Source organism: Porphyromonas pasteri (genome assembly GCF_014647755.1).
Taxonomy (GTDB): domain Bacteria; phylum Bacteroidota; class Bacteroidia; order Bacteroidales; family Porphyromonadaceae; genus Porphyromonas; species Porphyromonas pasteri.
The window spans coordinates 396,091-422,080 of sequence record NZ_BMPU01000002.1; the positions used below are offsets into that span (position 1 = coordinate 396,091).

Sequence of the window (25,990 nt, forward strand, 5' to 3'; positions counted from 1 at the left end):
TGCTTGGCTATGAGAGGGCTTACTGAAGGATATGTATCCCCAGACGATCCTGGAGCTTGACGATGACGAAGGCCAGAAGGAGCGAGGCTACGAAGACCCAGATAGCCCCTGTCTGCATATAGAAGGATCCCGCCCCAAGCTTGATGAAAATCGGAGCTATGACCGTCGCTACAGCGATGTGGAAATAGTAGATATTGCCCGAGTACTTAGCGCCGACAGTCTCTGCCCAGCTACCCGTACCGAAGCCCTTGTGAGTGATGCCCGTGAAGAAGAGGGCTACTGCGAAGAGAAAGCTCCCGATATAAGGACCTTCTCCGTGGTTATAACCATAACTGCGCAGTAAGGGTTGCTCCACGATGGCCAGAGTCAGCATGAGGATCGTAAGCACCACCCAGGGGAAGTGCGTGGGGATCTTGTCCTCGTACTTCTTGATGAGGTAGCCAGCTGACATGAAGGGCAGGGCATAGCTCAGGCTATTGAAGACGTAGATGAGGTTCTGCTGTTCGCCCCCCGTGATGAGGAAGGAGTACCTCCCTCCGAGGAGTGCCGTCAGCATCAGCGGTACGAAGATCCAGAGGTAGCGGCCCAGTCTCCAACGTAGGGCAAGGCCGAGAACACATAGCCCCTGGATCATCGCCATGAGGAACCATAGGTGCACCGTCGTCAGCTGCCCATAGATGAGGAAGTGCCGTATCTGCTCCCAGCTACGGACGGTGTTGCCGTGGTTGGGGAGGATCATCAGCCAGTAGATGAGTGTGACGATGAGGAAGATGGGTACAATCTTCTTGATGGAGCGCCATGCTCGCTCGGCACTCTTTGACTCATCTGGAGAGTAGAGGAAGTACCCCGAGATCAGGAAGAAGATAGGTACGGCACTCAGGGTAAGTGGGTAGAGCCACTCCTTGACTATACCCATAGGGGTATGCCCGATGACGACGAGCAGTGCGGCGAAGGCCTTCGCTACGTAGAGCGAGCTGACTGGTGGACGGCTGCTTCTGACGGGAGATGTGGCGGGAGCGGTAGTAGTCATCTCGTTATCGCTGAGGGTGGAGCTCGGTGAGCTTGTTGTACTTCATGCGCCAAGCGTAGTCCTGGAGGTAGGCCTTTAGGCGGAGAAGCATGGCGGGAAGAGGCGTCCCTGGCTGGTCCTTGATGTTGTGGAGCTGCTGGGGATCGGTCTTGAGGTTGTAGAGGGCGGTGACTTTCTGCCCGTCGAAGTGCAGGGCGTAGTCCCCCTCGATCATCTGGTAGATGCCGTCCATATCCTGCACGACGAAGCGGGGACGTGTCGTGTCGAAGGGGTTACCACCGAAGGTCACCATCGGCTTGTCATCCCCGACGAGGTCGAGGATCGTGGGAAGCAGGTCGGCTTGGGAGGCGAGGTGCTCCGTATCGCGGCCGACGAGTTCGCCTCGTGGGTCAAAGATGATGATAGGGATGCGGAAGGCACCCGTCGAGTTCTTGTACTGGGGTAGCGCACCTGGTACGGCGTGGTCAGCGACGATCACGAAGAGGGTATTGTCGTACCAAGGCTGCTTGCTCGCCGTCTCGAAGAACTTCCGCAGCGCCATATCCGTGTAGGCTACGGCCTGGTGCATCGGGATCGTACCCTTGGGTAAGACCTTCTGATACTCCTCGGGCACACGGAAGGGGTGGTGCGAGGAGAGCGTGAACTCTGCCGCGAAGAAGGGCTGGCGAAGTGTGCCGATCTGGCGAGCTACGTACTGGAGGAACTTCTCATCCCAGATCCCCCAGTTGCCGTCGTAGTCAGCATCATTGGCGTACTCCGTCTTGCCATAGTATTCCTTGACGCCTGCCTGCATTACGAAGGCATTGAAGCCCATAGAGCCGTTCGGCGCACCGTGGAAGAAGGCCGTCGAGTAGCCCATCGAGTCAAGGCGTGCGGGTAGAGCCGTGATGTTGTTCCCCGAGTAGATCGATAGGACGAAGGGGACGTGGGGCTTGAGGACCGAGGCGAAGATCGCAGGCATCGCATCGATGGACTTCTGACTATTGGAGTAGCCGTTGGTGAAGACATAGGAGCGCTGCATCAGCGAGTCAATGAAGGGCGTGAAGCCTTGGTAACCCGGGATATCTTGGTTGAGCCCGCCGACCCATTCGCGTGCGAAGCTCTCCCAGATGATGAGGACGACATTGCGCCCCTTGTACTTCCCTGAGACAGGTGTCGAGCCAGGGGTGTAGACGGAGTTGAAGTACTTCGGCACCTCGGCGAAGGGCATATATTGGTACTCTGGCAGGCTTGACTTGCCGATGGTGCGGATGAGGCTGAATGGGGTGTTCAGCACCAGTGCACGCTGCTGAGGACGGCGTATATAGATGTTCGCATTGCTCAGTGTGATGGGGCGGGTCTCACTGGTGAAGCCACCGCGCCCAGCGACGATGGAGAGGTAGATACTCCCGCCGAGGAGGATCAGTGACGTGAGGTAGAAGGCCCACATACGGCCCGTGGGGCGCTGCTTAGGACGGGAGAGCTTCCCCTCGATGATACAGAAGAGAATGATAAGTCCGATCCCTAAGAGCGTTATCCCCCAATAGTCCACGAAGAAGCGGAGGAACTGGAATGGATTCTCACCTCCGAACTCTTCGAAGACGGCCAGCGTCGTACGCTTCAGCGTGAAGCGATAGTAGACGACATCGCCGAGGTTCAGTATGATAGCCAGACTCGTGACGATGCGATAGAGCCCCGTCAGCATACGCTGGTAGCCACGGCTGTAGGCCTGTGGTAGGGGCAGGAGGCTTAGTGTCGTCAGCAGCAGGCTCGTGTAGACGATAGCGCTGAGGTCGAAGCGCAGGCCGCCCCAGAACATCAGGGCAAGCTGCCCTGCCGAGCCGATCTCTAAGAGATCCTGATTGTATAGGCAGAATATCCCTCGGCAGATGCTGTAAATGACGAAGGAGAGGAGGAAGCGCAGGAGGAGAAGTCGGACCTGAGCGCCGAGCGGCGTGAGGGCCGAAGACGTAGACGAGGAGGTCATCGGTAATTACTATGTATCTATTTGGCTACAAAGGTACAAATCTTAGTCCAAGCAATTGGGGATAGTGCTCGCAAGGTGAAGCCCTTGCTTGCCTCTTCATTATGCCTATTCTTACTCCGTCAGATGGGGTGCTTCTCTGCCTGCAGAAGTGACTTCCGTAAGAGGGGGTAGTATAAACCACTACTGGTCCGTGGTCGGACCACTACTGGTCACTACTACGAACCACTACTGGTCTGCGCGTGAACCACTACTGGTTCGCTCGCGAAGCACTACTGGTCCGACCACGGACCAATAGTGGTTTACATCACCTCTCTATAATAGGATAGCTCGCTTCACTATCGAGGAGCATAGCAAAGAAATGTGGCGATGAGACCGAAGTCCCACCGCCACACATCACACACACATATGCATATACACAGAAAATACACTCTCTAATACACTACTACTTTCTTAGAATGGGGGTGGTCCTGGAGGGCCCTGACGCTTCATATCGCTCTTGCTACCGCCACCGCTGAAGCTATCGAAGCGGTAGATGAAGTGGAGCATAGCGTAGCGGCCGAGCGTGTTGGACTCTTCGATGGTGCTGGACATCGCCGTGATGCTCTGGTAGATGCTGCGACGGCTATTCAGGAGGTCGTAGCCCTTGAGGCGAATGGTAGCCTTCTTCCCAGCAAGGAAGCTATAGGAGAGGCCAGCGTTCAGCAGGACTTGATCCTGATTGTAGCCAGCGGCGTAGCCACGTGAGGTGGTGTAGGTCGCTTCACCCTCGAAGGCAAAGCCCAGCGGCAGGGTGATATTGGTCGTATAGCCGAGCGAGTAGTCCTTCGTCGCGGGAGTGACGGCTGAGGCCAGCGTGTTCGAGGCGTTGTAGTAGCCGAAGCCACCCTTGAGGGTCATATCGATGCCCGTGATGCGGTAGTTCAGACCGAGCTCCTCACGCAGGCGGAGGGCGAGGCTACGGTTCTTGTCACCGTTGATATAAGTATTGCTACGAGCCAGGTCGTTGAAGGACGCTACGCGGATGGAGAACTTCTTCCCTGGGAGGGTCTGCGTGAGGAAGCCACCGATACCGACCGAGGCATTGCCGTCTACGTTGGTATAGTCGATGGTACGCTTACCCGTCGTGACGTCGTAGAGTGAGCGCTGGATGATATCGTGCTGTACGACCTGAGCACGACCGAAGACGGAGAGCGACGTCTGCGTCTTCGTCCAGTACTTACTGAAGCGCCCGAAGAGGTTGTGCTGGAAGCCTGGGAGCAGGTCCTGATTCCCGACGTAGGAGATGAGGGGATTCGTCACATCCTGTACGGGGGAGAGCTGCTCGTTGGTTGGGGCGAAGCTACGACCGAAGTAGTCGAGGCGAAGCTCCGTGCCACGCTGAGGCTTGTAGCTCATACGCAGGGTAGGGGAGAAGTTCAGCGTCGTGCGGGAGATAGGCGTAGCCGTGATACCGCCGACGACGGAGTGGCTGCTGATGCTCGATGACTCGAGGTTGATCCCAGCAGTCACATCGTAGGTCTTGCCCTTCTTCTTCAGTGCGATCCCTGCCTGATGCGTGAGGTACTCTGAGCGGAACTCATTGCTGTACGTCGCGTTGTGCACCGTGTAGGCTCCCGTGAGGTCGGGGTCGAAGGCATCGCGTGAGCTATTGCTCTGTGAGCCCTTGATCTGGTAGGTGAGCTGCGTGAAGTAGCCCTTGCCGAGAGGCTCTACCCAGCCGAGGCGTGCCTGATAGTTCGTGCTACGCGTACGGCTGTCGATGCGCTGGTCGACGGACTGATTCGTCGTCGAGGTGCGGTCGAAGAGGTTGTAGAGGTACTTCCCCTCGCCCGTCTCATCTTCGATACCGAAGCGCGTGGAGAGCGTGAGGGTACGCCCTGCGGCACTCAGACGACGGCTACCATCGAGGCGCAGCGTCCCGTTGATATTCTTCTGTAGGGTGTTCTGCGTGAGGTCGCTGGAGTTGATCAGCGTGCTCGTGGCATCCTCGAGGGTCTTCGTCGTGGAGGTGTAGGTGCCTTGACTGCGGCCGTAGCGGAGCTCGGGGGAGACGATGATTTCCGTCAGGCTGTCAGGCTTCCACTCCATGCGGATGTTCGCTCCGTAGGAGTCCTTGTCGCTACGCTCCGTGCTCTTGCCTGTCTCCGTCGTTGAGCCGGAGGAGAGGTAGTTCTGCTGCCAGCTGTCCGTGATCTTGTTGGTGGTGTTGCGACCGCCGAGGACGTTGGCATTGAGCTGGAGCTTCGAGGAGAGCGTCTGATTGAGGTTGCCGCCGAGCATTCTCGAGGTCAGGATACCGTTGGCATCACGGCGGGGCATACCGCCACCACCTCTATTGCCACGACGACCTGCACCCATGCCCATCATGAAGCCGAGCTGATTGCCGTCTTGGCTGATGTCGGTGAAGCCAGCGTTGTTCGTATTGTTGAGACTTCCGATGATGGAGAACTGATTGTCGTCAGCGAAGCGGCTGAGGGTTAGGTTCGCTTCGTAGCGCTTGCTCGTACCTGCACCAGCATAGGCTGTACCGAAGAGTCCCTTCTTCTTCCCCGCCTTGATGGTGAGGTTGATGACGGTCTCTTCATTGCCGTCGGAGAAGCCTGAGAGGCGTGCTGCCTCGCTATCACGGTCAAGGACCTGTACCTTCTCGACGACTTCGGCGGGGAGGTTGTTGGCTGCTACCTTCGGGTCACCCTCGAAGAAGCGCTTGCCGTCGACCATGATCTGCTTGACGGTCTTCCCGTTGATGGTGATATTGCCGTTCTCATCGATGCTGGCTCCAGGGAGCTTCTTGATGAGGTCAGCGACGACCGCCCCTTGGTTCGTGGTGAAGTTGCCAGCGTGGAATTCGATCGTGTCGCCCTTGATGACGACGTCGCTGGCCTTCCCGACGACCTTCACCCCTTCGAGGACTTCGCCCTCAGCTTGGAGGGTGATGGTGGGCAGCGTGAGTGACTGCTTCTCGAGACGGATGGGGGAGGTGTGGGTCTTGTACCCGATGTAGGAGACGCGCAGGGTGTAGCTTCCGGCGGCGATTCCCTTGAGGTGGAAGGCGCCGTCCTTGACGGTGATGGCACCCGTCTTGAGCTTGCCGTCACTCTGGAGGAGGCTCACGCTGGCACCGAGGAGTGCTTCACTCTTCTCGTCGAGGATACGGCCGGTGATCGTGTATAATGAGTCCTGAGCGCGCAGGCCTGTGGGCAGGCCAAGCAGCAAGAGCAGGAGGCTCATAAGGCCGATGATGGAGCGGCTACGGAGTCTATTCATAAATGCTGTATTCTTGAGTTTGCTTTCTCTCTTAGAGTACGGGGTGGAGGGTGCGTTTAATTGCAGCGTAAAATTTTTGAAAAGGACTTGTAGATCGCCCCAAAAGCAGCGCAGGCCCCTGCTCCAGAGAGCGGGGGCCTGCGGCATTATGGACTAAAGATAGGGTGGGGTTACTTCGCCGAGCGGATGCGGTCGTCGAAGGCGGTCAGTGCTGCCTTCGCGCCTTCGCCCATAGCGATGACGATCTGCTTGTAGGGCACCGTCGTGCAGTCACCAGCAGCATAGATGCCAGGGACAGAGGTGCGGCAGCGTTCGTCGATGACGATCTCGCCACGGCGCAGCTCGACCAGCTCCTCGAAGGGCTTGGTGTTAGCTGCGAGACCGATCTGTACGAAGAGGCCGTCGAGGGCGATCGTCTCTTCGTCGCCGCCATCACGTGGAGCGATGGTGAGGCCCGTGACCTTCGTGCCATCACCGAGGACGGCCTTCGTAGCTACGGCCTTGCGTACGGTGACGTTGGGCAGCGTAGCGAGCTTCTCCTGCAGGACGATGTCGGCACGCAGGGTGTCCATATACTCGAGGACGACGACGCTGCGGCAGATACCAGCCAGGTCGATAGCTGCCTCGATACCAGAGTTCCCACCGCCGATGACAGCGATGTCCTTGTCCTTGAAGAAGGGGCCATCACAGTGGGGGCAGAAGGCGACACCACGACCGATGTATTCAGCTTCGCCAGGGACGCCGAGCTTGCGCCAAGAGGCACCTGTAGCGAGGATGACCTGAGCGGCGGAGAGCTCTTCGCCGAGGTTCGTCTTCACCAGCTTTGTCTCACCATCGATGACGGCTTCGACGCGGCGGTTGTCGAGGAGGTCGATATGATAGATCTCCGCATGCTTGCGCAGGTCAGCAGCGAGCTGCGTACCCGTGGTAGCACTGACGGAGGGGATGTTTTCGATACCCGTAGTCTCGTTCACCTGACCACCGATGCGCTCAGCGACGACGGCGACGTGGAGCCCCTTACGAGCAGAGTAGATAGCCGAAGCGATACCTGAGGGACCGCCACCGACGACGATGAGGTCGTAGCTGCGGCGGATAGGCTCAGCGGAGACGGGCTCGGCGCCGATCTTCTCTTCGAGGGCGGCGAGGAGGTCACCGAGGGAAGCCTTACCGATATGTACGAGCGTGTCGCCAGCGTAGACGGCGGGGACAGAGCTGATGTTGCGGGCATTCACTTCGTCCTGGAAGAGTGCGCCGTCGACCATCTCGTGCTCGAGGCCTTCGTTGTAGAGTGCCATGACGTTCAGCGCCTGGACGACTTCGGGGCAGTTGGTACAGCTGAGCGAAGCGTAGGTCGTCAGGCGCAGAGGCGTCTTCAGCGCAGCGATACGGCGGATGAAGACTTCTTCGGGGAGGTTCTTGCCCTGACCGTCAGCATTGAGGACGGCGAGGATGAGGGAGGTGAACTCGTGACCGCCAGGGATGGCGCGGAAGGAGATGCCCGTAGCCTGCCCATCGCGGAGGATGCTGAGGCGAAGGATGTCAGCGGGACGTACCTCGACGGAGAGCTGGGGACTGGTGCTGGCGAAGTCGCGTGCCATCGTGGCGAGCTCTTCGCTCTTGGCGTCGCCTGCGTTGTCGACGACGAGGGTGTACTGGTGCTTCAGGTTAGCGAAGAGACCCTGAAGCTGAGTGATGATATTCTGATCGAGCTGCATAAGAGTAAGTCGAATGAGTGAGGAAGTATATATGGTATAGATGAAGCACGGGGGAGGTAGAGTCGTGCAGACTCTACCTCCCCCGTTTGTGTTGAGCCCTTGCCTTCGTGAAGGTAAGACCTTCGGCTGGGGGTAGAGGTGCTTCTTAGAGCTTACCGACGAGGTCGATGCTGGGGGTCAGCGTAGCGTCGCCTTCCTTCCACTTAGCGGGGCAGACCTGGCCTGGGTGTTCGTAGACGAACTTAGCAGCCTTGACCTTGCGGAGGAGTTCGCTTGCGTCACGACCGATACCGTTGTCGTGGATCTCAGCGATCTTCAGCTCGCCATCGGGGTTGAAGAGGAAGGTACCACGGTAAGCCTGACCAGACTCTTCGCCGAGGACGCCGAGGGTCTTCGAGAGTTCAAAGGTCATGTCAGCGAGCATCGTGTACTCGATCTTGCGGATCGTCTCAGTAGCGTCAGCCCATGCCTTGTGGACGAAGTGAGAGTCGGTGCTGACGGAGTAGATGTCTACGCCGAGAGCCTGGAACTCAGCATAGTGGTCTGCGAGGTCAGCAAGTTCGGTGGGGCAAACGAAGGTGAAGTCACCAGGGTAGAAGAAGAGGATGCTCCACTTGCCCTTGAGGTCTTCGTTAGAAACTTGGATGAAACCCTTGTCCTTGCGGTAAGCGTTGACCTTGAACTCGGGGAGCTGGCTGTTGATGTAACACATAATCTATAACTGAATTTCTTGAAAGTGTGATGAAGCGCACCACGGGGTGCTCTCAATTTGTGATGCAAAGGTAGCCCAACCTTTTACAGCCTCCAATTTGCGCCATATATACCGATATAAATAGCGTATATAATTCTCTATTGCACCCCGCTCAGATGCATGGTGATACCACTCCGTATTCGGTGGTGGCCTGCACCTATATTGGTCGCTGAGCTGACCTATATTAGGTTGTTGCTCCATGTATGGATAAAAGTAGTGGACGAGTGGCAGAAAAGTTTGGACTACGTACGTGGTTCTAATATCTACGTGCGTGGATATTTGGATTTATGTGCCTGGTCTTTAAATCTACGTGCATAGATAGAAGAAAACCACTACGTGAAGGTGCTTTTTTCTTCGCGAGAACGATGCTTTTCCCTCCACTGGATAAGAGGAATACTCGCGATAAGGCGAAGGGCATGCTCGGTCACTTCGGAGAGGCATATCGTGGAGCTGGGCGTGCGATCTTCGTGGCTCGTCGTGCACCTCATTGAGGTGCTGCGAGTGGTGTGATGAATGCGGGCTCCAGACGCGTCTTTAGAGGGGTAATTGACTGTGCTATGGGCGGGTGGGGTAGGAGATACAATAAATTATGTCTATATTTGCAGTCCATTAGCGCTCCTACGGTTACCAACCCAGCAGCTTCGGCTGTAGCGAAAAAGTAGAACAAATTATAACGTTATAACGATAATGAAGAAAGGAATTCATCCTGAGAACTACCGTCCTGTAGTATTTAAGGACATGTCTAACGAAGACATTTTCATCACGCGCTCGACGATGCCCGCTAAGGAAACGATCGTCGTAGACGGAGTAGAGTACCCTCTGATCAAGGTGGAAATCTCCAGCACGTCACACCCCTTCTTTACTGGTAAGGCTAAGCTCGTCGACACGGCTGGTCGTGTGGACAAGTTCATGAGCCGCTACGGCAACCGCAAGAAGTAGTCGTCGACTCGGACAAAGCTCTCGCTGGTGACGTGAAGTACAAGCGTCCCCAAGAGTGCCCAAAATACAAGAGGTCATCTCCCTGCAACGGGGAGATGGCCTCTCTTCTTATCTATCTGTGCTTAGGATGGATAGCTTGTGCGGGGGAGTGCCTCTTGAGAGATGATTAAGTCATTCAGTATGATACCCCTTCCGTGTATCATAAAAATGTTATCTTCGTGATCACAAATAGATATCAAAGCTAGAGTATATGAAGACAAGACTCTCAGCGTTGGCCCTTGCACTCCTCCTGGGTGGAGGTATGGCCTCAGCGCAGAAAATCTTGGTCACAGGGCGCGTCACCAATGCTTCGAATGCAGTGCTCCCTAAAGTCCAAGTCGTCGTAAAGGAGACTGGTCGCAGCATGACAACTACCGAGCAAGGACTCTACGTCATCGAGCTCGAGTCAGGCCAGACCCTGCAGTTCATCCTCAACGGTAAGATCCTCAAGACTGTCGTGGCGAATCAGCCACAGGTGGATGTGGAGCTCCCAGTGCAAGCCCCAGAGCAGGGGAAGCCTAAGGCCGACACCACCGCTACGCACTCGGGCGACGGGAAGGACGATGTGATCCTCTCGACCTCGAGCCGTGGGGCTACCTCGATCACGGGGAAGGCACGCCCACTGTGGGTGCTCAATGGCGTCGTCCTCGGTAGCGACTACGGTAGTCTGGAGTCCTTCGCTGGTGCTGACCCCAAGCAGGTCGCCGCAGGCCTCGTGCCAGGTCTGAGTGCAGAGAACATCGCCTCGGTGCGTATCCTCACCACCTCATCGGAGACCTCGAGCTACGGTCCACGTGGTATCGCTGGGGTCGTAGAGATCACGACGAAGTCTGGCTCTGCTGGTGTCTCTTCCCTTAGCTATCGCGGGGAGTACATCTACCGCCCCATCCCCACGTACAACGACCTGAACGTGATGAACTCCCAGCAGCACGTGGCCCTTATCCAGGACCTGCTCGACGGGGGGATGTATCCGATCCACACGCTGGAGACGTCCAAGGATCAGGGGCTCATCGGCCGTATGTATCAGCTCTTCAACGAGCTTGACGAATCGGGTAAGCCCCGTCTGTCCAACGATGAGGTCTCACGTCTGGCTTACTTCCGCACCGCTGAGCGTGCGAATACCAACTGGTTCAAGCAGCTCTACCGCAATACCATCGTTCACAACCATACGCTGAGCTTCAACGGCGGAACGAATAAGACGAACCTCTTCGCCTCGCTCACCGCTCGCGTCGACCCAGGGTGGACCATCGGCAGCCGCGCCAATACCTACTCGGGTAGCATGAGTGCGGACTACAAGCTCCTGCCTACGCTGAAGATCGGGCTGAATATCATCGGGGAGTACAATACCTCCGAAGAGCCTGCTACCTCAGCAGTCAAGTACGCCAATACGACGAGCCGCGCCCTGCTCCCCACGGAGAGCTATACGAAGGACTACGTCTCCTACAATATCTTCGACGAGCTCCGTGAGAGCCGCCGCACCCGCACTCAGGGTTATCTGGGTATCCAGGGTACTGCCACGTGGGATATCCTCAAGCAGCTGCGTGCGACCTTCGTCACCGACGTCAAGTACACCAATACGGTGACCTTCCTCGATAACACCGAGCACTCCGTCCTGGCCCGTAGCATGCGCGCCATGCAGACGACCAACGTACGTAACAACAATAAGAACCTGCGTACCGACCCCAACGACCCCTACGCACTTCCTTACTCCGTACTCCCCGAGGGCGGTATCCGTGAGAGCCGCGTCGTGCAGAACTATGTCAATAGCTTCAAGTTCGACCTCGACTATCACCAGACCTTCGGCAAGCACAACGTCCTCGCTGCTGCTGGTATGGAGCTCAATCAGGGGAATGTCCAGAACAACTGGAATATCAACTACGGTGTCCTCTATGACCTGGGCTACCACTCCTACTACCTCCCCGACGCTATCCAGCGCCTCTATGAGCAGGGGAAGGACTACTACACCATCCGCAACAAGGTCAATAACAACCTCGGCTTCCTCACTCGTGCCAGCTATACCTACGACGACCGCTACTCCATCGACGCTCTGCTGCGCTTCGACGCCAGCAACCGTTTCGGTCCCTCGCGCTATGTTCGCTGGCTCCCCACGTGGAATGTGGAGCTGACTTGGGGTGTCGATCGTGAGAGCTTCTTCCGTCATCTGAAGCCCCTCTCCTCGATGCGCCTGAAGACCTATGTCGGGCTTGTCGCGGACAACCCCTCCGTCACTAACTCCCTCGAGGAGATCTATCCTAATATCCCCTGGCGTCCCAGCTCGAAGGAAATCGCTCTGGCATATAGCAACCTCGCTAACCACGACCTGACCTACGAGAAGACGATGACCTATGGTGCACGCCTCGGCTTCGGCCTCTTCAAGGGCCGTATCTCGGCTGAGATCGATGCCTACCGTCGCCGTAGCTATGACCTCGTCGGTCCTATCTACACGCAGTCGCTCGGTGGTGTCGCACAGAAGGATGGTAACGTCGCGGAGCTGAAGTCCTCAGGTCTGCAGTTCACCCTCTCGACGGTGAACTTCAAGACGAAGACCTTCAGCTGGACGACAGGCTTCTCTTACCTCCACAAGACGAATAAGATCACCTCGCTCCTGAGTAGCCCCACGGTCCGTACGATGGTCTCGGGCTCTGGCTTCTCCTACGAAGGCTATCCGCTCTCCTCCGTCTTCTCCATCCCCTTCCTCGGTCTGACGAACGAAGGTATGCCTCGCTTCTACAACGAGCGTGGGGTAGAGACGCTCGGCGACTTCAACTTCTCGAGCAGCAATATCGACTTCCTCAAGTACAGCGGTACGCTTGACCCAACGGATGTCGGTACGCTGACCAATACCTTCCGCTACAAGAACTTCACCCTCTCGGCGAATATCAACTATGAGTTCGGCGCTGTGACGCGTCTGCGTAGCATCTCCAACACGGACGACTACTCAGCCTTCCCACGTGAGCTGACTCAGCGCTGGAAGAAGCCTGGTGACGAGGCCCACACGGATATCCCTCGTATCCCCACCAGCTACGCCTTCGACCAGTACGGAGCAGACAACCTCATCAATGGCTTCTATGCCTACAGTGCCTCCACGGCGCGTATCGTCAGCACTGACCTCGTACGCCTCAAGGAGATCTCTATGGAGTACACGGTCTCAAAGACCCTCCTGCGTCGCACGCCGCTGAAGAACCTCGCGGTGAAGCTGCAGGCCCAGAACCTTATGCTCCTCTATTCGGATGCTCGTCTGCGTGGCGATGACCCTGCTTATATGTACAGCTCTTCGGTCACCGCTCCTAAGAAACTCATCCTCACCCTGCGTGTCGGACTCTAAGCGAGATACTATTATGATGAATAGACTCTTCGTGCCCCTCGTGGCCCTCGTGGCTCCCCTCGTCCTCGGATCTTGCAACAAGCTCCTCGATGAGCTACCCGACGAACGTGTGCAGCTTGATACTCCTGAGAAGATCCGCCTGGCACTGTCCAATGCTTATCCTATCACCTCCTTCGCCTACGCCTGTGAGATGTCTACGGATAATGTCGATGACTACGGGACGGACAACCCGAACTTCACGAAGTTCACCTACGACCTCGTCTACTGGAATGACGGCCCTGAGTACAACCAATCCGATGGTATGCGTGCCCTGTGGCGTGCTCACTACCTCGCTATCCAGCACGCCAATGCTGCGCTGGAGGCTATCGACAAGCTCGGCGGAGGTACAGAGCTCAATCCTCATAAGGGTGAGGCGCTCGTGGCTCGTGCGTACTCGCACTTCGTCCTGGTGAACCTCTTCGGTAAGCACTACAATACCTCTACCAGCTCCACCGACCTGGGCGTCCCCTATATGACGGCCCCTGAAGTGACGCTGAATCCCCAGTATACTCGTAACACCGTCGCTGAGGTCTATGCGGCTATCGATAAGGATCTCACCGAAGGGCTTCCCCTCATCTCGGATAGCTACTACAAGCAGAAGGCCTACCACTTCAACAAGGCTGCTGCCGAAGCGTTCGCCGCTCGCTTCTACCTCTACTATGAGCAGTGGGACAAGGCGATCGAGCACGCTACGAAGGCGCTGGACGGGAAGACGCCCCGCCGCTGGTCTGACTTCCAGGTCGCCAGCATCGTCGGTGCTAAGACGGAAGACGCTTACGCTAAGCTCTACACCCGTGAGACTGTCACGGCGAACTTCCTCCTACAGCCCGTCACCTCCAATGCGGTCGACTACTTCTCCTACGCTCAGATGAAGCGCTTCTCTATGACGCACCGCGCGGCTGAAGAAGTCTTCATCGGGGAGAATATCTGGCGTAGCTCCACGACACCGCAGGCTGACTACTGGCAGGTGCCCTTCGTGTCGTCCTCGTACAACTACCGCGACGTCATCAACCAGTCGAAGTATCCCTACTACGCAAGTAAGAAGGGTAGCACGCTCGTCGTGCCCTTCACCGCTGAAGAGACGCTCCTGGTACGTGCCGAAGCTGAGATCATCAAGAAGCAGTATGATGCTGCTGTCACCGACCTCAACGCTTGGACGGCTGCCTACCTCAATACGACCAAGAATACCTTCACGAAGGATGAGATCATCGCCTTCTACAAGGCTCTGGACTATAACTCCGCCACAGCTCCTACGATGAAGAAGAAGCTGCATCCCTCCTTCACCCTCGATGGGGGCGAAGATCAGGAGATGCTCCTTCACCACCTCCTGCAGTGCCGCCGTGTAGCTACGGCTCACGAAGGGCTGCGCTGGTTCGACATCCGCCGTTATGGCATCGAGGTCTACCGCTTCGTCCACGACACGAAGGACCGCGCGAAGTACACCGTAGCTAAGACCCTCACCCCGGGCGATGAGCATACGACCTTCCAGATCCCGCAGAATGTCCGCAACGCTGGACTCGAAGCTACTCCCCGCACAAGTAACTAATCCTCAAGCTCGCCTCATCGCGCCACACTATGAATATGACTCTAAGGAAAGCCTCCCTGTGGGCCCTTGCTGCTCTCACGATGGCCCTCGGCAGCTGCCGCAAAGTGGATGCAGATATTAGCTCGACCTCCGTACTCAATGCCTCTGCGAACCGCACGGCAATGGACGAGTACATCGAGCGTGAAGTCACCTCACCCTACAACATCCAGATCTACTATCGCTATACCGAGAGTGAGATCGGCCGTAACTGGGTGACCTCCCCCGCCAACGAGTACAACAGCCTCCAGTTCGTCAACGTCCTCAAGTACCTCTTCCTCGAGCCCTATACCGAGGTGATGGGGGTGGACTTTGTACGCCGCTTCACGCCGCAGGCCTTCGTACTCACGGGGCTCTTGGCCTACAACCCACCGCCCAGCAACTCGAATACGCGTGCTTCGACGGTCAATGGGGTCAAGATCATCTTTATGAACATCAATAGCTTTGACTTCCCCTCGCTCAAGCAGTACTACCACACGCTGGATAGTCTGAAGACGGTGCTGGAGACTGATGCCTCCGTGCAGGCAGAGTATGATCAGTGGAAGACTTGGCTGGATGGACAGAACTCCACCTACCTTGAGCGCCTGAAGGACGTCTACCTCCGTACGATGTACCACGAGGCAGCGCATACCTTCCACCAGAGAGTCGAGCCCACGACGGACTTCGACAAGATCACCTCGCTCGACTACCGTCAGGCCGACTGGATCTCTGGCTGGACGCGTGAAGGGAAGAAGTCCATCGAGTATGGCTTCATCACCAACTACGCCAGCCAGGAGCCTCACGAAGACTTCGCTGAGCTCTTCGGGAACTATGTCATACTCAGTGCCGATGAGTGGGAAGCCAAGCTCGTCTCTGCTGACGTGATCCCCGCAGGGCGCACCCGATCGGGTCGCTCCATCATCGAGGAGAAGATCACCATCATCAAGGACTATATGCTCAATACCTGGGGGCTCGATATGGATAAGCTCCGTGCGCAGCTGCACGCTCGCTATCCCAACTTCGCTCGTCAGGACTTCACTACAATGACCTCATCCACGACACAGCAATGAACTATACGAAGATCTTCGCCCTCGCTACGGGCGCTCTCCTTTGGATGAGCTCTTGCACCAGCTCCAGCGATCTTGATAAGCTCCCCGAAGCTGCCGTCCGCACTCAGGAGGCGATCAGTGAGACCGTCTCCAAGCTCGAGGGACACGATGGCTACTGGCGCCTCACTTACTACCCCGACACGAAGCGTGCCTACGGGGGCTATTCGATGTATGTCCAGTTCAAGGACGGTCGTGTCACGGCGCTCTCCGAGCTTTCGACGACCTCTACGAACTCAACCTATTCGGTGAAGAACATCGATATGCCTACGCTTGCCTTCGACACGCGTAGCAATGTTCTCCACCACTTCATCACCTCTACTGAGTACTTCCGTAATGCGCGTGGCGGTGACTTCGAGCTCCTCCTGATGGGGCAGCGCGGTGACAGCATCCTCCTGCAGGGTCGCAAGTACCGCAATCAGATGAGCCTCGTGCCGATGACGACAGACCCTGCGACAGAGATCGCAGCGCTGCAGGCTATGGCCACGAAGTTCCAGGGGAAGAACTTTGCTCCCGTCTCCATCGGTACGGCTGGCTCGGTATCCTTCCGCCTGAATCCTACCTACCGCCAGCTGGAGTACACGCCATCGAGCGGTGATGTGACGACCACGCAGAAGATGGCCTTTGCCTACACGACTGAGGGCCTTCGCTTCTATGAGCCTATCACCATCGGTGGGGTCACGATCTCAGGCTTCCGCCTCAGTAGTGACGGCACGAGCGTCACGTCTATCGAAGGGAATGTCACCACGACGGTGGTCTCACTCCCTATCGACTTCGTGAACAAGAGCTATGTCGCTTACCTCAAGGCCGACTCGGCTGCGGATGACTTAGTCTCCTTCTTCACGCGTGTCAATAATACCCTCTACCGCAATCGCAAGGCTCGTATGTCGGCTCGCACCTACTTCGGTGTGAATACTGCTGCCGACCAGACGGCAGGCCTTGTGGGGAATGATACGAAGGTCGCCAGCTTCCTCACGATGCCCATCTATGAGCAGACCAACGGTAGCTACACGCGTCTCTCCTACGAGGTAGACTTTGTGCCTGTCGGGGATGATCCCGCGCAGGTCGATATCATCGCTCGTGACGGGAATGAGTCGACGTGGTGGTACTGGTATGCCTCGGCTGCCGAATATTGGGTGAGCCGCCTCGCTACGCGTGCGCCCTATACCGTCGAGACGCTGACGGATGCTGCAGGTGCTACCTACTACAAGCTCACCAGCGTGAAGTACGCTGACAAGGCGTGGTTCTACCTCTACGAGGTCCAGTAGCCCCCTCTATCCAGTAGCTATATACGAAGACCGCCCGAAGCACGCTGCGTGCTTCGGGCGGTCTTTTTATGTGCTTACGCGTGGAGTGCGTCGAGCTTAGAGGTCTTCGTAGAGGCGTACCCAACCGTGGTTGTCGGGATAGTCGCCGTACTGGATCGCTCTCAGACGCTCGTAGAGGGCGGTGCAGATAGGACCGGGGTTGCCGTCCTTGCTGATGACGTAGCTCTTGTCTTCGTCGAGGTCATCTACGCGCAGGATAGGGCTGATGACAGCAGCCGTACCGCAGGCACCTGCTTCGTCGAAGGTAGCGAGCTCCTCGACATGGACGGGGCGGCATTCGACCGTGAGGCCCATATCTTCGGCCAGCTGCATGAGGCTCTTGTTCGTGATCGAGGGCAGGATCGAAGGGCTCTTAGGGGTGATGTAGCTCTTGCCACGGATCCCGAAGAAGTTCGCAGGCCCGCACTCATCGATGTAGAGCTTCTCCTTAGCGTCGAGGTAGATGACGGCTGAGTAGCCCTTGTCGTGGGCGAGGACGCCCGAGCGAAGGCTGGCGGCGTAGTTCCCCCCGACCTTGTACTGTCCAGTCCCGAGGGGCGCAGCGCGGTCGTAGCCACGCATGATAGCCATGGGGCTGGGGCGGAAGCCCGACTTGAAGTAAGCTCCTACGGGCGTGACGAACATGAGGAACATATATTCGCTCGCGGGGCTGACGCCGACCTGCTTACCGAGCCCGATCATCAGGGGACGGATATAGAGTGAGGCGCCGCTCTCGTAGGGAGGGATGAAGTCCTTATTGAGATGGAGGACCATGTCGAGGGCTTCGAGGAAGCGCTCGGTGGGCAGCTCGGGCATCAGGATGCCTCGGCTGGTGTGCTGCATGCGGGCAGCGTTCTCCTCAGGGCGGAAGACGCGTACCTTACCATCCTTCCCGCGGAAGGCCTTCAGGCCTTCGAAGGACTCCTGCCCGTAGTGAAGGCAGGTCGAGGCCATGGGGATGGTGATCATGTCTGAGGAGGATACTTCCCATTCGCCCCACTGGCCATTGCGATAGTAGCAACGTACATTATAGTCTGTGGGGTGGTAGCCGAACCCGAGGTTCTTCCAGTCCAGCTGTTGTCCGCTTTCCATTGTAGTTCTTTTTAGAGGTGGTCGATTATTCGAAATCTCATTGGGTCCCACTGGAGGGAGCCATAGGCAAAGATAGAGAAAAGTGCTTATCTCCGATAGTAAGCCCTTCGCCCGCTCTTCTCCTATCTATATGGTAGAGGGGTGGGGGAGTGAGGATACCTCCCTCTTCCTCGTATAGAGTCGTGCTGCGCCCCTCGGGAGAAAAAGTCTTGACTACTACGGGATAAACCCGCCTACCTCTACTCCAATAAGCTCAACCACGTACGTAGTCCTAATATCCACGTGCGTGGTCCTATTGATTCTCGTACTTGGATTTAATGTCCACGTACCTGGATCAAGGAATACCACCGCTTGACGTGCTTTCTTCGTATATGGCTTCGGTAGCTTTTCTCCTCATCTCGCGAGGAATAGCACTATATGGATGGGTACTTTAGGCATTGAAAGAAAGGCGAATGTCAGCCTATCGGTAGTGGGAACTTTCGCCCAATCGTCGGGGAGATTTGGTAGTATGAAAGATGTGTGCTATCTTTGCACTGCAATTCGAGAGCTACGAAGCGACAAGGAAGTGTGGGTGAGTGGCTGAAACCAGCAGTTTGCTAAACTGCCGTACGGGCAACCGTACCACGAGTTCGAATCTCGTCGCTTCCGCTGTTAGAGTTGCTAAGACTTATGATGGTGCCATAGCTCAGTTGGTAGAGCAAAGGACTGAAAATCCTTGTGTCCCCGGTTCGATTCCTGGTGGCACCACAAAGAAGAAGAGAGGTATTGCGACGCAGTAGCGTGTGATACCTCTCTTTTTGTTTTTCCCTCTATCCTCTTTCTTTCTCATCTATGAGTACGTCCTCCACAACTTCTGCGCTCGCACGGGCTCAGCGCTCATCGAATATAGAGCTGCTACGTATCGTAGCGATGCTCTTTATTATGTTTCTTCATCTGAATCGTGAAAATGCAGGCTTGCCTAGCGCTACGGTTCTTGGGGAGCAGCCAATTTATGCTATGCTGTGGTCTTGGATTCGTATGATTAATCTTACGGGGGTTGATATATTCGTCCTGATTTCAGGCTACTTTGCCATTCGGCCTCGGGTGAACTCAGTCGTCTCCCTCTTCTTTCAGGGGATCTTCTATTCTGTCGGGATGTATGCGTTCTGGGTGCTAACGAAGCAAGCGGACTTCTCTCTGGGAGAGCTGTCGATGCACCTCAAGCCTATGAAAGTCTATTGGTTCTTTGGTAGCTATGTGTGGCTGGTACTCCTAGCTCCTGTGCTGAACCGCTATGTGGAGAGCGCTACGAAGCGTGAGTTCGGGCTGTTCCTTGCTGTTTACTATTTCTTTGCCTGTGGCATGGAGTGGTGGATGAGCGCATCATCTGAGCTGCAGAGAGGATACTCTGTCTTAGCCTTCATTGGGCTGTATCTTTTAGCTCGCTACGTGCGACTTCATGGTGGTCGCTGGTGTGAGCTGGCTCCACGATATGACCTTCTGATATTCCTGGGGTCAACCGCTCTATCCGCATTGCTTGCCCTCGTCCTTTTCTGGGGTATGGGGCGTCCCTTGGTGGGGGATGATGCTCTTGTTGACCGACTCGTTAGCTATACCTCGCCCCTGTGTATTGTTGCCTCGCTCTCGCTCCTCCTCTTCTTTAGCAAGATTAAGCTGGGGCATATCCGCTGGATTAATTGGCTCGCAGCTTCCTCCTTCTCCGTCTACCTCCTGCATGAGGAGTATTTGACACGTGATCACTATGGGGCACTTGCGAATTATATAGGTGACCACTATGCGAAGCCTGTTAGTCTCCTCCTCTTAATGGCTTTAGTGTTGGGCGTTTATTTGGCTACAACACTTATTGATCAGGTACGAAAGCAGGTCTGGAAGTTGTTGCTTGCACCAGTGATTGGCTGGATTGAGAGTGCTCTCGTTGGCCGATTAAAGTAATGAGGCCTCTTCCCCTTGATTTATCTGTATCTTTGCTTTGTAAATAGATAATAAAAGGTATAGCTTATGGCGAATCAGCTATCTACTTCTTCCTATAGAGCTGATCTCGATGGGCTGCGTGCTATCGCAGTCTTGTCGGTGTTCATCTTCCATCTTCATGCTCCTTGGATGCCCTCGGGGTTCTTGGGCGTGGATATCTTCTTTGTCCTTTCTGGCTATTTGATTAGCACGATTCTATATAGAGAAATTCGAGATAATCGCTTTTCCTACGGACAATTTTATCTGAGGCGCATTCGTCGTATCCTACCAGCTTTCTTTGCTGTCGTAATTACCTCTCTCCTTTTGGCCTATATATTCTTTGTGCCAGAGGATTTGCCTCATGTTCAGAGATCGGCTATTGCTTCGCTCTTTTTTGGGGCAAATATTTACTACAGTCAAGGAGTGGGTTACTTTGATCCGTCTTCAGAGGAGAATCCATTACTTCATATCTGGTCTCTTTCAGTGGAGGAGCAGTTTTATTTTCTCTTCCCCATTTTACTTTCTCTTCTGATCGCTTTTTGGAGGAGGAGGTGTGCCAGTGAGGAATCCCTGCGTACTCGGCTCCTTTACTCGGTAGCAGTCATAGGAGGGGGGTTGCTGATGAGCTCTTTCTTGCCTCTTAAAGACTTTGGCCTCAATTGGGAGCGATACTACCTCCCTTATATTCGCTTTGGAGAGCTGATGGTCGGTAGCTTCTTGGCTATTGCTTTGTGTGACGCTCCCCATAAGCGAGATCGAGCACTACTCCCTTGGCTGGGTACACTTGCTATTGTTCTCTTGATAGTGTGCTTCTTCTTGGATGATTTCTTTGTCGGGCGAAAGTTTCCTGGTCCCCTTGCTATACTACCATGCGGAGCTGTGGCGGTTCTCATTTGGGCTAATCGACAGAAGTATTGGCTTTCTCGACTTCTCTCATGGGCGCCTATTGTGTGGATCGGTAAGATCTCCTACTCTCTGTATCTATGGCATTGGGTCGTCCTTGCATTCTTGAGGTACTATGTAGGATCTACATTGTCTATGCGGTTTGTCTTATTGGCAACGCCTCTAATCTTTGTTTTGTCCCTCATTAGTTATTATTGTATAGAGCAACCCCTGCGGCATAAGTCTGTCTCAATTAAACAGGCTCTCGGATATTATTACGTTGTCCCAGGGATAGTTGTTCTCTTCTTTAGCTGTACTCACTTGTTTGAGATCCCGTTCCCAGACCAGTATGTACGCTATTCGAGCAAGAATCAACTTCAGGTTGAGACGACGCTGGGGGCACCTGTGCCCCCTAAGGTGTTGATCGCAGGTGATTCACATGCAATGCATCTCTTCCGATTTTTTGACTTGGTCGGTAAGCGTGAGGGCTGGGGAGCTTATGCTTCTGGAGTAGCTAGTGAGCCTTTCTTGTTTGACTATGATTATGACCCTACTCTTAATATGGGTAAGGGGAAGCTTCGTAATGACTCTTTGGCTCGGGCATATATGCAGTATGACGTCGTCATCTTAGCTAGCCTCTGGGGGAGCACTGCTTATCCTCTAGATCCGAACTTTCTGCCAGCTATTGATCGGACCTTGCGGCAGCTGTTGGCTGCAGGAAAGCATGTGATAATGACCTATTCTTGCTATGGCCGAGCTCAGTCTCGTGTGCGGGAGAGCTATCTCGTCTATCGCGGTATCTTAGATCCGGACCCCGATCGCTTTACTCCCGAAGAGCTGAATGGAGATTTCTATGTAGAGACAAAGGGGAATGCGGAGCGAGTGCAGCAGTATGTGCAGGCTCACTATCCTCAGGTTGTTTGGGTGAATTTGGCTGACTTGATCCCGCCCACCCTCTTGTATGAGGGGATGCCGGTTATGGCAGATATACATCATCTGAATGACTATGGAGCAGAGATGATGAGTCAAATCTATAAAGAACGTGGGTGGCGACTCATCCCACAGTCTTATTTGCAGGATAAATAATAACGATACTTACTATTATGTCGACTCCCATAAAGCTTGCTTATTGCCTGCTCGGTATATACAAGCCCGGCGGCCTGGAGCGTATAACGGCGTCCAAGATTAACTACTTTGCTTCGATAGGCTATGAGGTGTACTTGATTACTTCGAGCCAGGCAGGGCGAGATTTCTTCTATGAGATAGATCCCAGAGTGAAGCATGTCGATCTTGATATACGGCATGACTTATATGAGCACTTGCCCAGAATTAAGGCATACTGGGAGAGTGTGAAAAAGGGGCGCTTGCATCGCAAGCGCTTGGAGCGTCTCCTCATGGATATTCGCCCAGACATCACGATTGTCCCAGGTTACCATGAGAATAAGTTTACCTATAAGATTAAAGATGGTAGCTTGAAGATCATCGAGCATCACTCTGCTAAGTACTGGAATGTCTATATCTATAGTTCGGTGCTGGATGCTATCCCTAATCCGAGTCTTAAGACAAAGCTGAGTTTCCAGCTGCGAATGCTTTGGGGACGTTTGATGACGGCTAAATATAGCTGGCATGATAGGCACTATGATGTGCTTGTGCTTCTCACGGAGGAGGATCGTCAGGGCTTTAAATGGCACCGACACACCGAGGTGATCCCTAATCCTCGCCCAATGGAATTTGATTCTACTGCTTCGTTGGATGCTCCAGTTATCCTTGGAGTCGGACGCTTGGTTCCGTCAAAGAATTTTGGTGAGATGATTTCTATCTGGGGCAAGATGGCAAAGGACTACCCAGACTGGAAGCTTCAAATCTTGGGTGGGGGCTATATGAAAGAGAGCCTTGAGGCTCAGATCAAAGATTTGGGTATAGGGTCTCAGGTTGAGCTCCTTGGTGATACGAAAAATGTAGCACCATATTACCTAAACGCATCTATTTCTGTATCTACTTCTGCTTACGAAGGCTTCCCCCTCTTTATGCTGGAATCGATTACCGCTGGGCTTCCTCTGCTTTCTTACGCCTGCCCATGTGGCCCTCGGGATATTATCCAAGATGGAGTCAATGGCTTCGTGGTAGAGATGAAGGATAAAGATGCATTTGCTGATCGGCTTAGAGTGCTGATTGAGAATGCAGATCTCCGTAAGAAGATGGGAGTGAACGCCCGGGAGACAGCTGACTTATATACCCCGAGTCGAGTAATGGAGCGATGGCATTCGCTGTTTACCTCACTTCTTGAGTCGAAGGAAAAGAATCGATAGGGGTGGAATTGTAAATATAGATTTAGATATGAAGATTGCTTATTGTCTATTTGGTACCTACTCTACTGGTGGTATTGAGCGTGTCACGACGGTTAAGGCTAATTGGTTGGCAGAGCACGGGTATGAGGTGTACCTCGTGACGACGGGTCATGCAGGTCGTCCACCTTACTATCCATTACACCCGAGTATCAAGCATATCGATTTGGGGCTTTGCTATGACGAGCCAGGTGTCCTCTCTCGCTTCACAGTGTATCGTCGTAATAAGCCAAAGTATCGTAAGCATAAGGAAAAGTTGGAGAAGCTCTTCTCAGAGATTCGTCCGGATATCGCTATAGCTGCAGGCTGGCATGAGGGGGCCTTCCTCTATCAGCTCAAGGATGATAGTAAGAAGATTGTGGAGCATCACTCCTATCGACATCAAAATGTAGCGATTTACCCGCTTTTTCTAAAGCAATTGGGGCATGTGACGCCGCTTATTCGCTTCAAGTATTGGTTGCGTACTGTGTGGGGGAATTTAATGACCTATAAGCAGGGGCGCCATGATCGGAGGTTTGATCGTCTGGTTGTTCTTACGGAAGAGGATAAGTCCTATTGCTCGCATTGCCCAACGACGGTGGCTATTCCCAATCCCCTTACTTTTGTGGCCAATGGCGAGAGTGACTTGTCTGGGAAGGTAGTCCTGGGGATTGGTCGTTTGAGTAACGAGAAGAACTTCACTGAGCTTGTCGATATTTGGGCGCTGATAGCAAAGGACTATCCCGACTGGAAGCTCCGTATTGTTGGTGAGGGTTATACCGATACTCGCATCCTGCAGAAGGTGAAGGAGTATGGTCTTGAGGATCAGTTTGAGCTTTGTCCCTTCACTAATAATGTCCAGGAGCATTACCTCTCCTCTTCCATCTTCACGATGACTTCCGCTTTTGAGGGTTTTGGCTTGGTCCTCGTTGAGGCGGAGTCGATGGGCCTTCCCCTTGTTTCTTATGCTTGCCCCTGCGGGCCACGTGATATTATCACGGAGGGTAAGGATGGCTTTCTTGTGGATCCAGGGGATCAGAAGACCTTCGCTGCACGCCTGAGGACACTTATTGAGGATGAAGACCTCCGTCGCCAGATGGGGCAGGCTGCAAAGGCCAATGCAGAGCGCTTCTCCCTCGATAATGTCATGAAGCAGTGGGAAGCTCTCTTTGCCGAACTGACCGCTAAGTAAAGTCCATTCGATAATCACCATATCTCTCCACCCATGAATATACAGCAGCTCGAGTATATACAGGCCTTGGATAAGTTCCGCCACTTCGGGCGGGCCGCCGACTTTTGTCAAGTCACCCAGCCGACGCTCAGCACGATGATCCTGAAGCTCGAGGATGAACTCGGGGTCAAGATCTTTGACCGTAGCCACCAGCCCATCATCCCGACGGCAGTCGGACGACGCATCCTCGATCAAGCCGCGGTTATCCTCCTGCAGGTCGCACAGGTTAAGGAGGTCATCCGCGAGGAGCAAGAGGCCCTCACGGGGGCGCTTCGCCTCGGTGTCTTGCCGACCATCGCACCCTATCTCCTGCCGCTCGTCCTGCCGCTGCTGCGCAAGCATCTTCCTGATCTGAAGATCACGATCACGGAGCTCAAGACCAGCGAGTGCGTCGCCAGCCTACTCTCGGGGCAGATCGATGTTGCGCTGATCGCCTCGGCTTCGGAAGACGAACTGCTCGTCGATCGTCAGCTCTTTTTCGAGGAATTCCTTGGCTATGTGCCCCGTCGCTCCGAGCTTTTCGAAGAGACGTCGATCCGCTCGGCCGAAGTCGGCCGCTACCAGCTTTGGCTCTTGGACGAAGGGCACTGCTTCCGCGACCAGCTCGTGAAGTTCTGTCACTTGAAGAATGCCCCCAATCAGCGCTTCAGTTATAGCCGTGGGAGCCTGGAGACGTTCATGCACTTCGTCGAGCAGGGCAATGGCGTGACGTTCGTGCCTGAGCTGGCGGTGAAGACGCTGAGCGCCGAGCAGAGCGAACTCATCCGCCCCTTTGCGCTGCCTCGTCCTGCACGCTGCATCACGCTGGTGCATCACCGCGACTATGTGCGTCACGCCGTCGTCGACCGCCTGAGCGAGGTGATCTGCCAAGCCGTCCCCAAGGAGATGCTTCGTCTCCGCCCCGGCCAAGACCTCGTCTAAGTGAAGCCAAGCCCCACCCCATATAAGCAGGGAGCATACAGCCGATGTGCTGTGTGCTCCCTGCTTTTTTTTGTCTGCGAGTGCATCTATATGAGGGGGTGGTGTGAACCTATATTGGTCGTCGGGTTGACCTATATAGGTTGCTTCACGGACCTATATAGCTTGTCACGCGGACCTATATAGGTCGACTCACTGACCAATATAGGTCGCTATCCTTATCCGTAGAGATCGGCAGATGAAGGCCTCGCCGTGTATGTTCCGTCCTCCGTTTAAGTGTGGGGAGAGGGTGTTAGGGGGAAGAAATATCTTATCCCCTTCCAGGTTATCCTATATATATTGTACGCGCGCGGAATGGTGGGGAAAGCGCCTTGTCGTCGTATGAATTTGCGTGTGTATTTGGAAGTTTGGGTGGATTTTTCCTACCTTTGCACTCGCAAAAGAAACGAACGGCCTTGCGGCGACGCAGGTAGTTTGGCTTTAAGAGATCTTTGAGATAATTGATATTGACAAACAGAAGTGTAGTAACAAACGTTTAGGGAAATGAA

16 protein-coding genes and 2 tRNA genes are annotated in these 25,990 nt (G+C 54.8%); 12 read left to right on the top strand and 6 right to left on the bottom strand.

Translation table 11 applies throughout. The features are described from left to right. Positions 1 to 19: 19 nt before the first annotated feature. The 5 genes from IEX77_RS05235 to ahpC form a co-directional block, all read right to left on the bottom strand. The gene (locus IEX77_RS05235) at positions 20 to 1,030 is read right to left on the bottom strand and encodes an acyltransferase family protein (RefSeq protein ID WP_188808002.1); all 1,011 of its coding nucleotides are present in this window, start codon (positions 1,028 to 1,030) and stop codon (positions 20 to 22) included. Positions 1,031 to 1,034: 4 nt separating this feature from the next. Continuing rightward, the gene (locus IEX77_RS05240; RefSeq protein WP_188808003.1) at positions 1,035 to 2,996 is read right to left on the bottom strand and encodes an LTA synthase family protein; all 1,962 of its coding nucleotides are present in this window, start codon (positions 2,994 to 2,996) and stop codon (positions 1,035 to 1,037) included. A 450-nt stretch (positions 2,997 to 3,446) separates the two neighbouring features. Next, positions 3,447 to 6,263: a TonB-dependent receptor gene (locus tag IEX77_RS05245; protein WP_188808004.1), complete on the bottom strand. Its 2,817-nt coding sequence runs from the start codon at positions 6,261 to 6,263 to the stop codon at positions 3,447 to 3,449. Between the two features lie 170 nt (positions 6,264 to 6,433). Beyond that, complete coding sequence (gene ahpF / locus IEX77_RS05250) at positions 6,434 to 7,978, bottom strand: alkyl hydroperoxide reductase subunit F (protein WP_188808005.1); 1,545 nt, start codon at positions 7,976 to 7,978, stop codon at positions 6,434 to 6,436. 145 nt (positions 7,979 to 8,123) lie between these two features. Then, positions 8,124 to 8,690, bottom strand: coding sequence for an alkyl hydroperoxide reductase subunit C (gene ahpC / locus IEX77_RS05255; protein ID WP_188808006.1), 567 nt, complete (start codon positions 8,688 to 8,690; stop codon positions 8,124 to 8,126). 726 nt (positions 8,691 to 9,416) lie between these two features. On the opposite strand from ahpC, the gene IEX77_RS05260 reads away from it, so the two are divergent. From IEX77_RS05260 to IEX77_RS05280, 5 genes are all read left to right on the top strand, one after another. Continuing rightward, the gene (locus IEX77_RS05260; RefSeq protein WP_009433247.1) at positions 9,417 to 9,668 is read left to right on the top strand and encodes a type B 50S ribosomal protein L31; all 252 of its coding nucleotides are present in this window, start codon (positions 9,417 to 9,419) and stop codon (positions 9,666 to 9,668) included. A 250-nt stretch (positions 9,669 to 9,918) separates the two neighbouring features. Beyond that, positions 9,919 to 13,032 carry a SusC/RagA family TonB-linked outer membrane protein gene (locus IEX77_RS05265; RefSeq protein WP_188808007.1) on the top strand — a complete coding sequence of 1,038 codons (3,114 nt, stop codon included), beginning with the start codon at positions 9,919 to 9,921 and terminating at the stop codon, positions 13,030 to 13,032. A gap of 13 nt (positions 13,033 to 13,045) precedes the next feature. Next, positions 13,046 to 14,617, top strand: a complete 1,572-nt coding sequence (locus IEX77_RS05270) for a RagB/SusD family nutrient uptake outer membrane protein (RefSeq protein WP_229770802.1) — start codon at positions 13,046 to 13,048, stop codon at positions 14,615 to 14,617. A 35-nt stretch (positions 14,618 to 14,652) separates the two neighbouring features. Beyond that, the gene (locus IEX77_RS05275; RefSeq protein ID WP_188808008.1) at positions 14,653 to 15,702 is read left to right on the top strand and encodes a substrate import-associated zinc metallohydrolase lipoprotein; all 1,050 of its coding nucleotides are present in this window, start codon (positions 14,653 to 14,655) and stop codon (positions 15,700 to 15,702) included. Further along, positions 15,699 to 17,006: a DUF4302 domain-containing protein gene (locus IEX77_RS05280; RefSeq protein ID WP_188808009.1), complete on the top strand. Its 1,308-nt coding sequence runs from the start codon at positions 15,699 to 15,701 to the stop codon at positions 17,004 to 17,006. Before IEX77_RS05275 ends, IEX77_RS05280 begins: the two co-directional genes overlap by 4 nt. Positions 17,007 to 17,102: 96 nt before the next feature. Here the strand turns inward: IEX77_RS05280 and IEX77_RS05285 are convergent, their stop codons facing one another. Next, positions 17,103 to 18,137, bottom strand: coding sequence for a branched-chain amino acid aminotransferase (locus IEX77_RS05285; protein WP_009433246.1), 1,035 nt, complete (start codon positions 18,135 to 18,137; stop codon positions 17,103 to 17,105). A gap of 561 nt (positions 18,138 to 18,698) precedes the next feature. Between IEX77_RS05285 and IEX77_RS05290 the strand changes: the two genes are divergently transcribed. The 7 genes from IEX77_RS05290 (at position 18,699) to IEX77_RS05320 (ending at position 25,445) form a co-directional block, all read left to right on the top strand. After that, positions 18,699 to 18,785: transfer RNA gene (locus IEX77_RS05290), tRNA-Ser, on the top strand. Between the two features lie 26 nt (positions 18,786 to 18,811). Further along, a tRNA-Phe gene (locus IEX77_RS05295) sits at positions 18,812 to 18,884 on the top strand. Positions 18,885 to 18,968: 84 nt separating this feature from the next. Next, complete coding sequence (locus IEX77_RS05300; protein ID WP_188808010.1) at positions 18,969 to 20,069, top strand: acyltransferase family protein; 1,101 nt, start codon at positions 18,969 to 18,971, stop codon at positions 20,067 to 20,069. Between the two features lie 66 nt (positions 20,070 to 20,135). Then, complete coding sequence (locus IEX77_RS05305) at positions 20,136 to 22,055, top strand: acyltransferase family protein (RefSeq protein WP_188808011.1); 1,920 nt, start codon at positions 20,136 to 20,138, stop codon at positions 22,053 to 22,055. Positions 22,056 to 22,072: 17 nt separating this feature from the next. Next, on the top strand, positions 22,073 to 23,278 hold the full coding sequence (locus IEX77_RS05310; protein ID WP_188808012.1) for a glycosyltransferase family 4 protein: 1,206 nt from the start codon (positions 22,073 to 22,075) through the stop codon (positions 23,276 to 23,278). A gap of 28 nt (positions 23,279 to 23,306) precedes the next feature. Continuing rightward, positions 23,307 to 24,485, top strand: a complete 1,179-nt coding sequence (locus tag IEX77_RS05315; protein WP_188808013.1) for a glycosyltransferase family 4 protein — start codon at positions 23,307 to 23,309, stop codon at positions 24,483 to 24,485. 33 nt (positions 24,486 to 24,518) lie between these two features. Then, the gene (locus IEX77_RS05320; protein WP_188808014.1) at positions 24,519 to 25,445 is read left to right on the top strand and encodes a LysR substrate-binding domain-containing protein; all 927 of its coding nucleotides are present in this window, start codon (positions 24,519 to 24,521) and stop codon (positions 25,443 to 25,445) included. Positions 25,446 to 25,990: the final 545 nt, after the last annotated feature.

What these genes read in the sequence shown, in the direction of transcription:
- IEX77_RS05275 (WP_188808008.1), top strand. Translation starts at nt 14,653, where the DNA reads ATGACTCTAAGGAAAGCCTCCCTGTGGGCCCTTGCTGCTCTCACGATG.
- ahpF (WP_188808005.1), bottom strand. Translation starts at nt 7,978, where the DNA reads ATGCAGCTCGATCAGAATATCATCACTCAGCTTCAGGGTCTCTTCGCT.
- IEX77_RS05240 (WP_188808003.1), bottom strand. Translation starts at nt 2,996, where the DNA reads ATGACCTCCTCGTCTACGTCTTCGGCCCTCACGCCGCTCGGCGCTCAG.
- IEX77_RS05270 (WP_229770802.1), top strand. Translation starts at nt 13,046, where the DNA reads ATGATGAATAGACTCTTCGTGCCCCTCGTGGCCCTCGTGGCTCCCCTC.
- IEX77_RS05245 (WP_188808004.1), bottom strand. Translation starts at nt 6,263, where the DNA reads ATGAATAGACTCCGTAGCCGCTCCATCATCGGCCTTATGAGCCTCCTG.
- IEX77_RS05305 (WP_188808011.1), top strand. Translation starts at nt 20,136, where the DNA reads ATGGCGAATCAGCTATCTACTTCTTCCTATAGAGCTGATCTCGATGGG.
- IEX77_RS05235 (WP_188808002.1), bottom strand. Translation starts at nt 1,030, where the DNA reads ATGACTACTACCGCTCCCGCCACATCTCCCGTCAGAAGCAGCCGTCCA.
- IEX77_RS05260 (WP_009433247.1), top strand. Translation starts at nt 9,417, where the DNA reads ATGAAGAAAGGAATTCATCCTGAGAACTACCGTCCTGTAGTATTTAAG.
- IEX77_RS05300 (WP_188808010.1), top strand. Translation starts at nt 18,969, where the DNA reads ATGAGTACGTCCTCCACAACTTCTGCGCTCGCACGGGCTCAGCGCTCA.
- IEX77_RS05280 (WP_188808009.1), top strand. Translation starts at nt 15,699, where the DNA reads ATGAACTATACGAAGATCTTCGCCCTCGCTACGGGCGCTCTCCTTTGG.
- ahpC (WP_188808006.1), bottom strand. Translation starts at nt 8,690, where the DNA reads ATGTGTTACATCAACAGCCAGCTCCCCGAGTTCAAGGTCAACGCTTAC.
- IEX77_RS05320 (WP_188808014.1), top strand. Translation starts at nt 24,519, where the DNA reads ATGAATATACAGCAGCTCGAGTATATACAGGCCTTGGATAAGTTCCGC.
- IEX77_RS05285 (WP_009433246.1), bottom strand. Translation starts at nt 18,137, where the DNA reads ATGGAAAGCGGACAACAGCTGGACTGGAAGAACCTCGGGTTCGGCTAC.
- IEX77_RS05265 (WP_188808007.1), top strand. Translation starts at nt 9,919, where the DNA reads ATGAAGACAAGACTCTCAGCGTTGGCCCTTGCACTCCTCCTGGGTGGA.
- IEX77_RS05310 (WP_188808012.1), top strand. Translation starts at nt 22,073, where the DNA reads ATGTCGACTCCCATAAAGCTTGCTTATTGCCTGCTCGGTATATACAAG.
- IEX77_RS05315 (WP_188808013.1), top strand. Translation starts at nt 23,307, where the DNA reads ATGAAGATTGCTTATTGTCTATTTGGTACCTACTCTACTGGTGGTATT.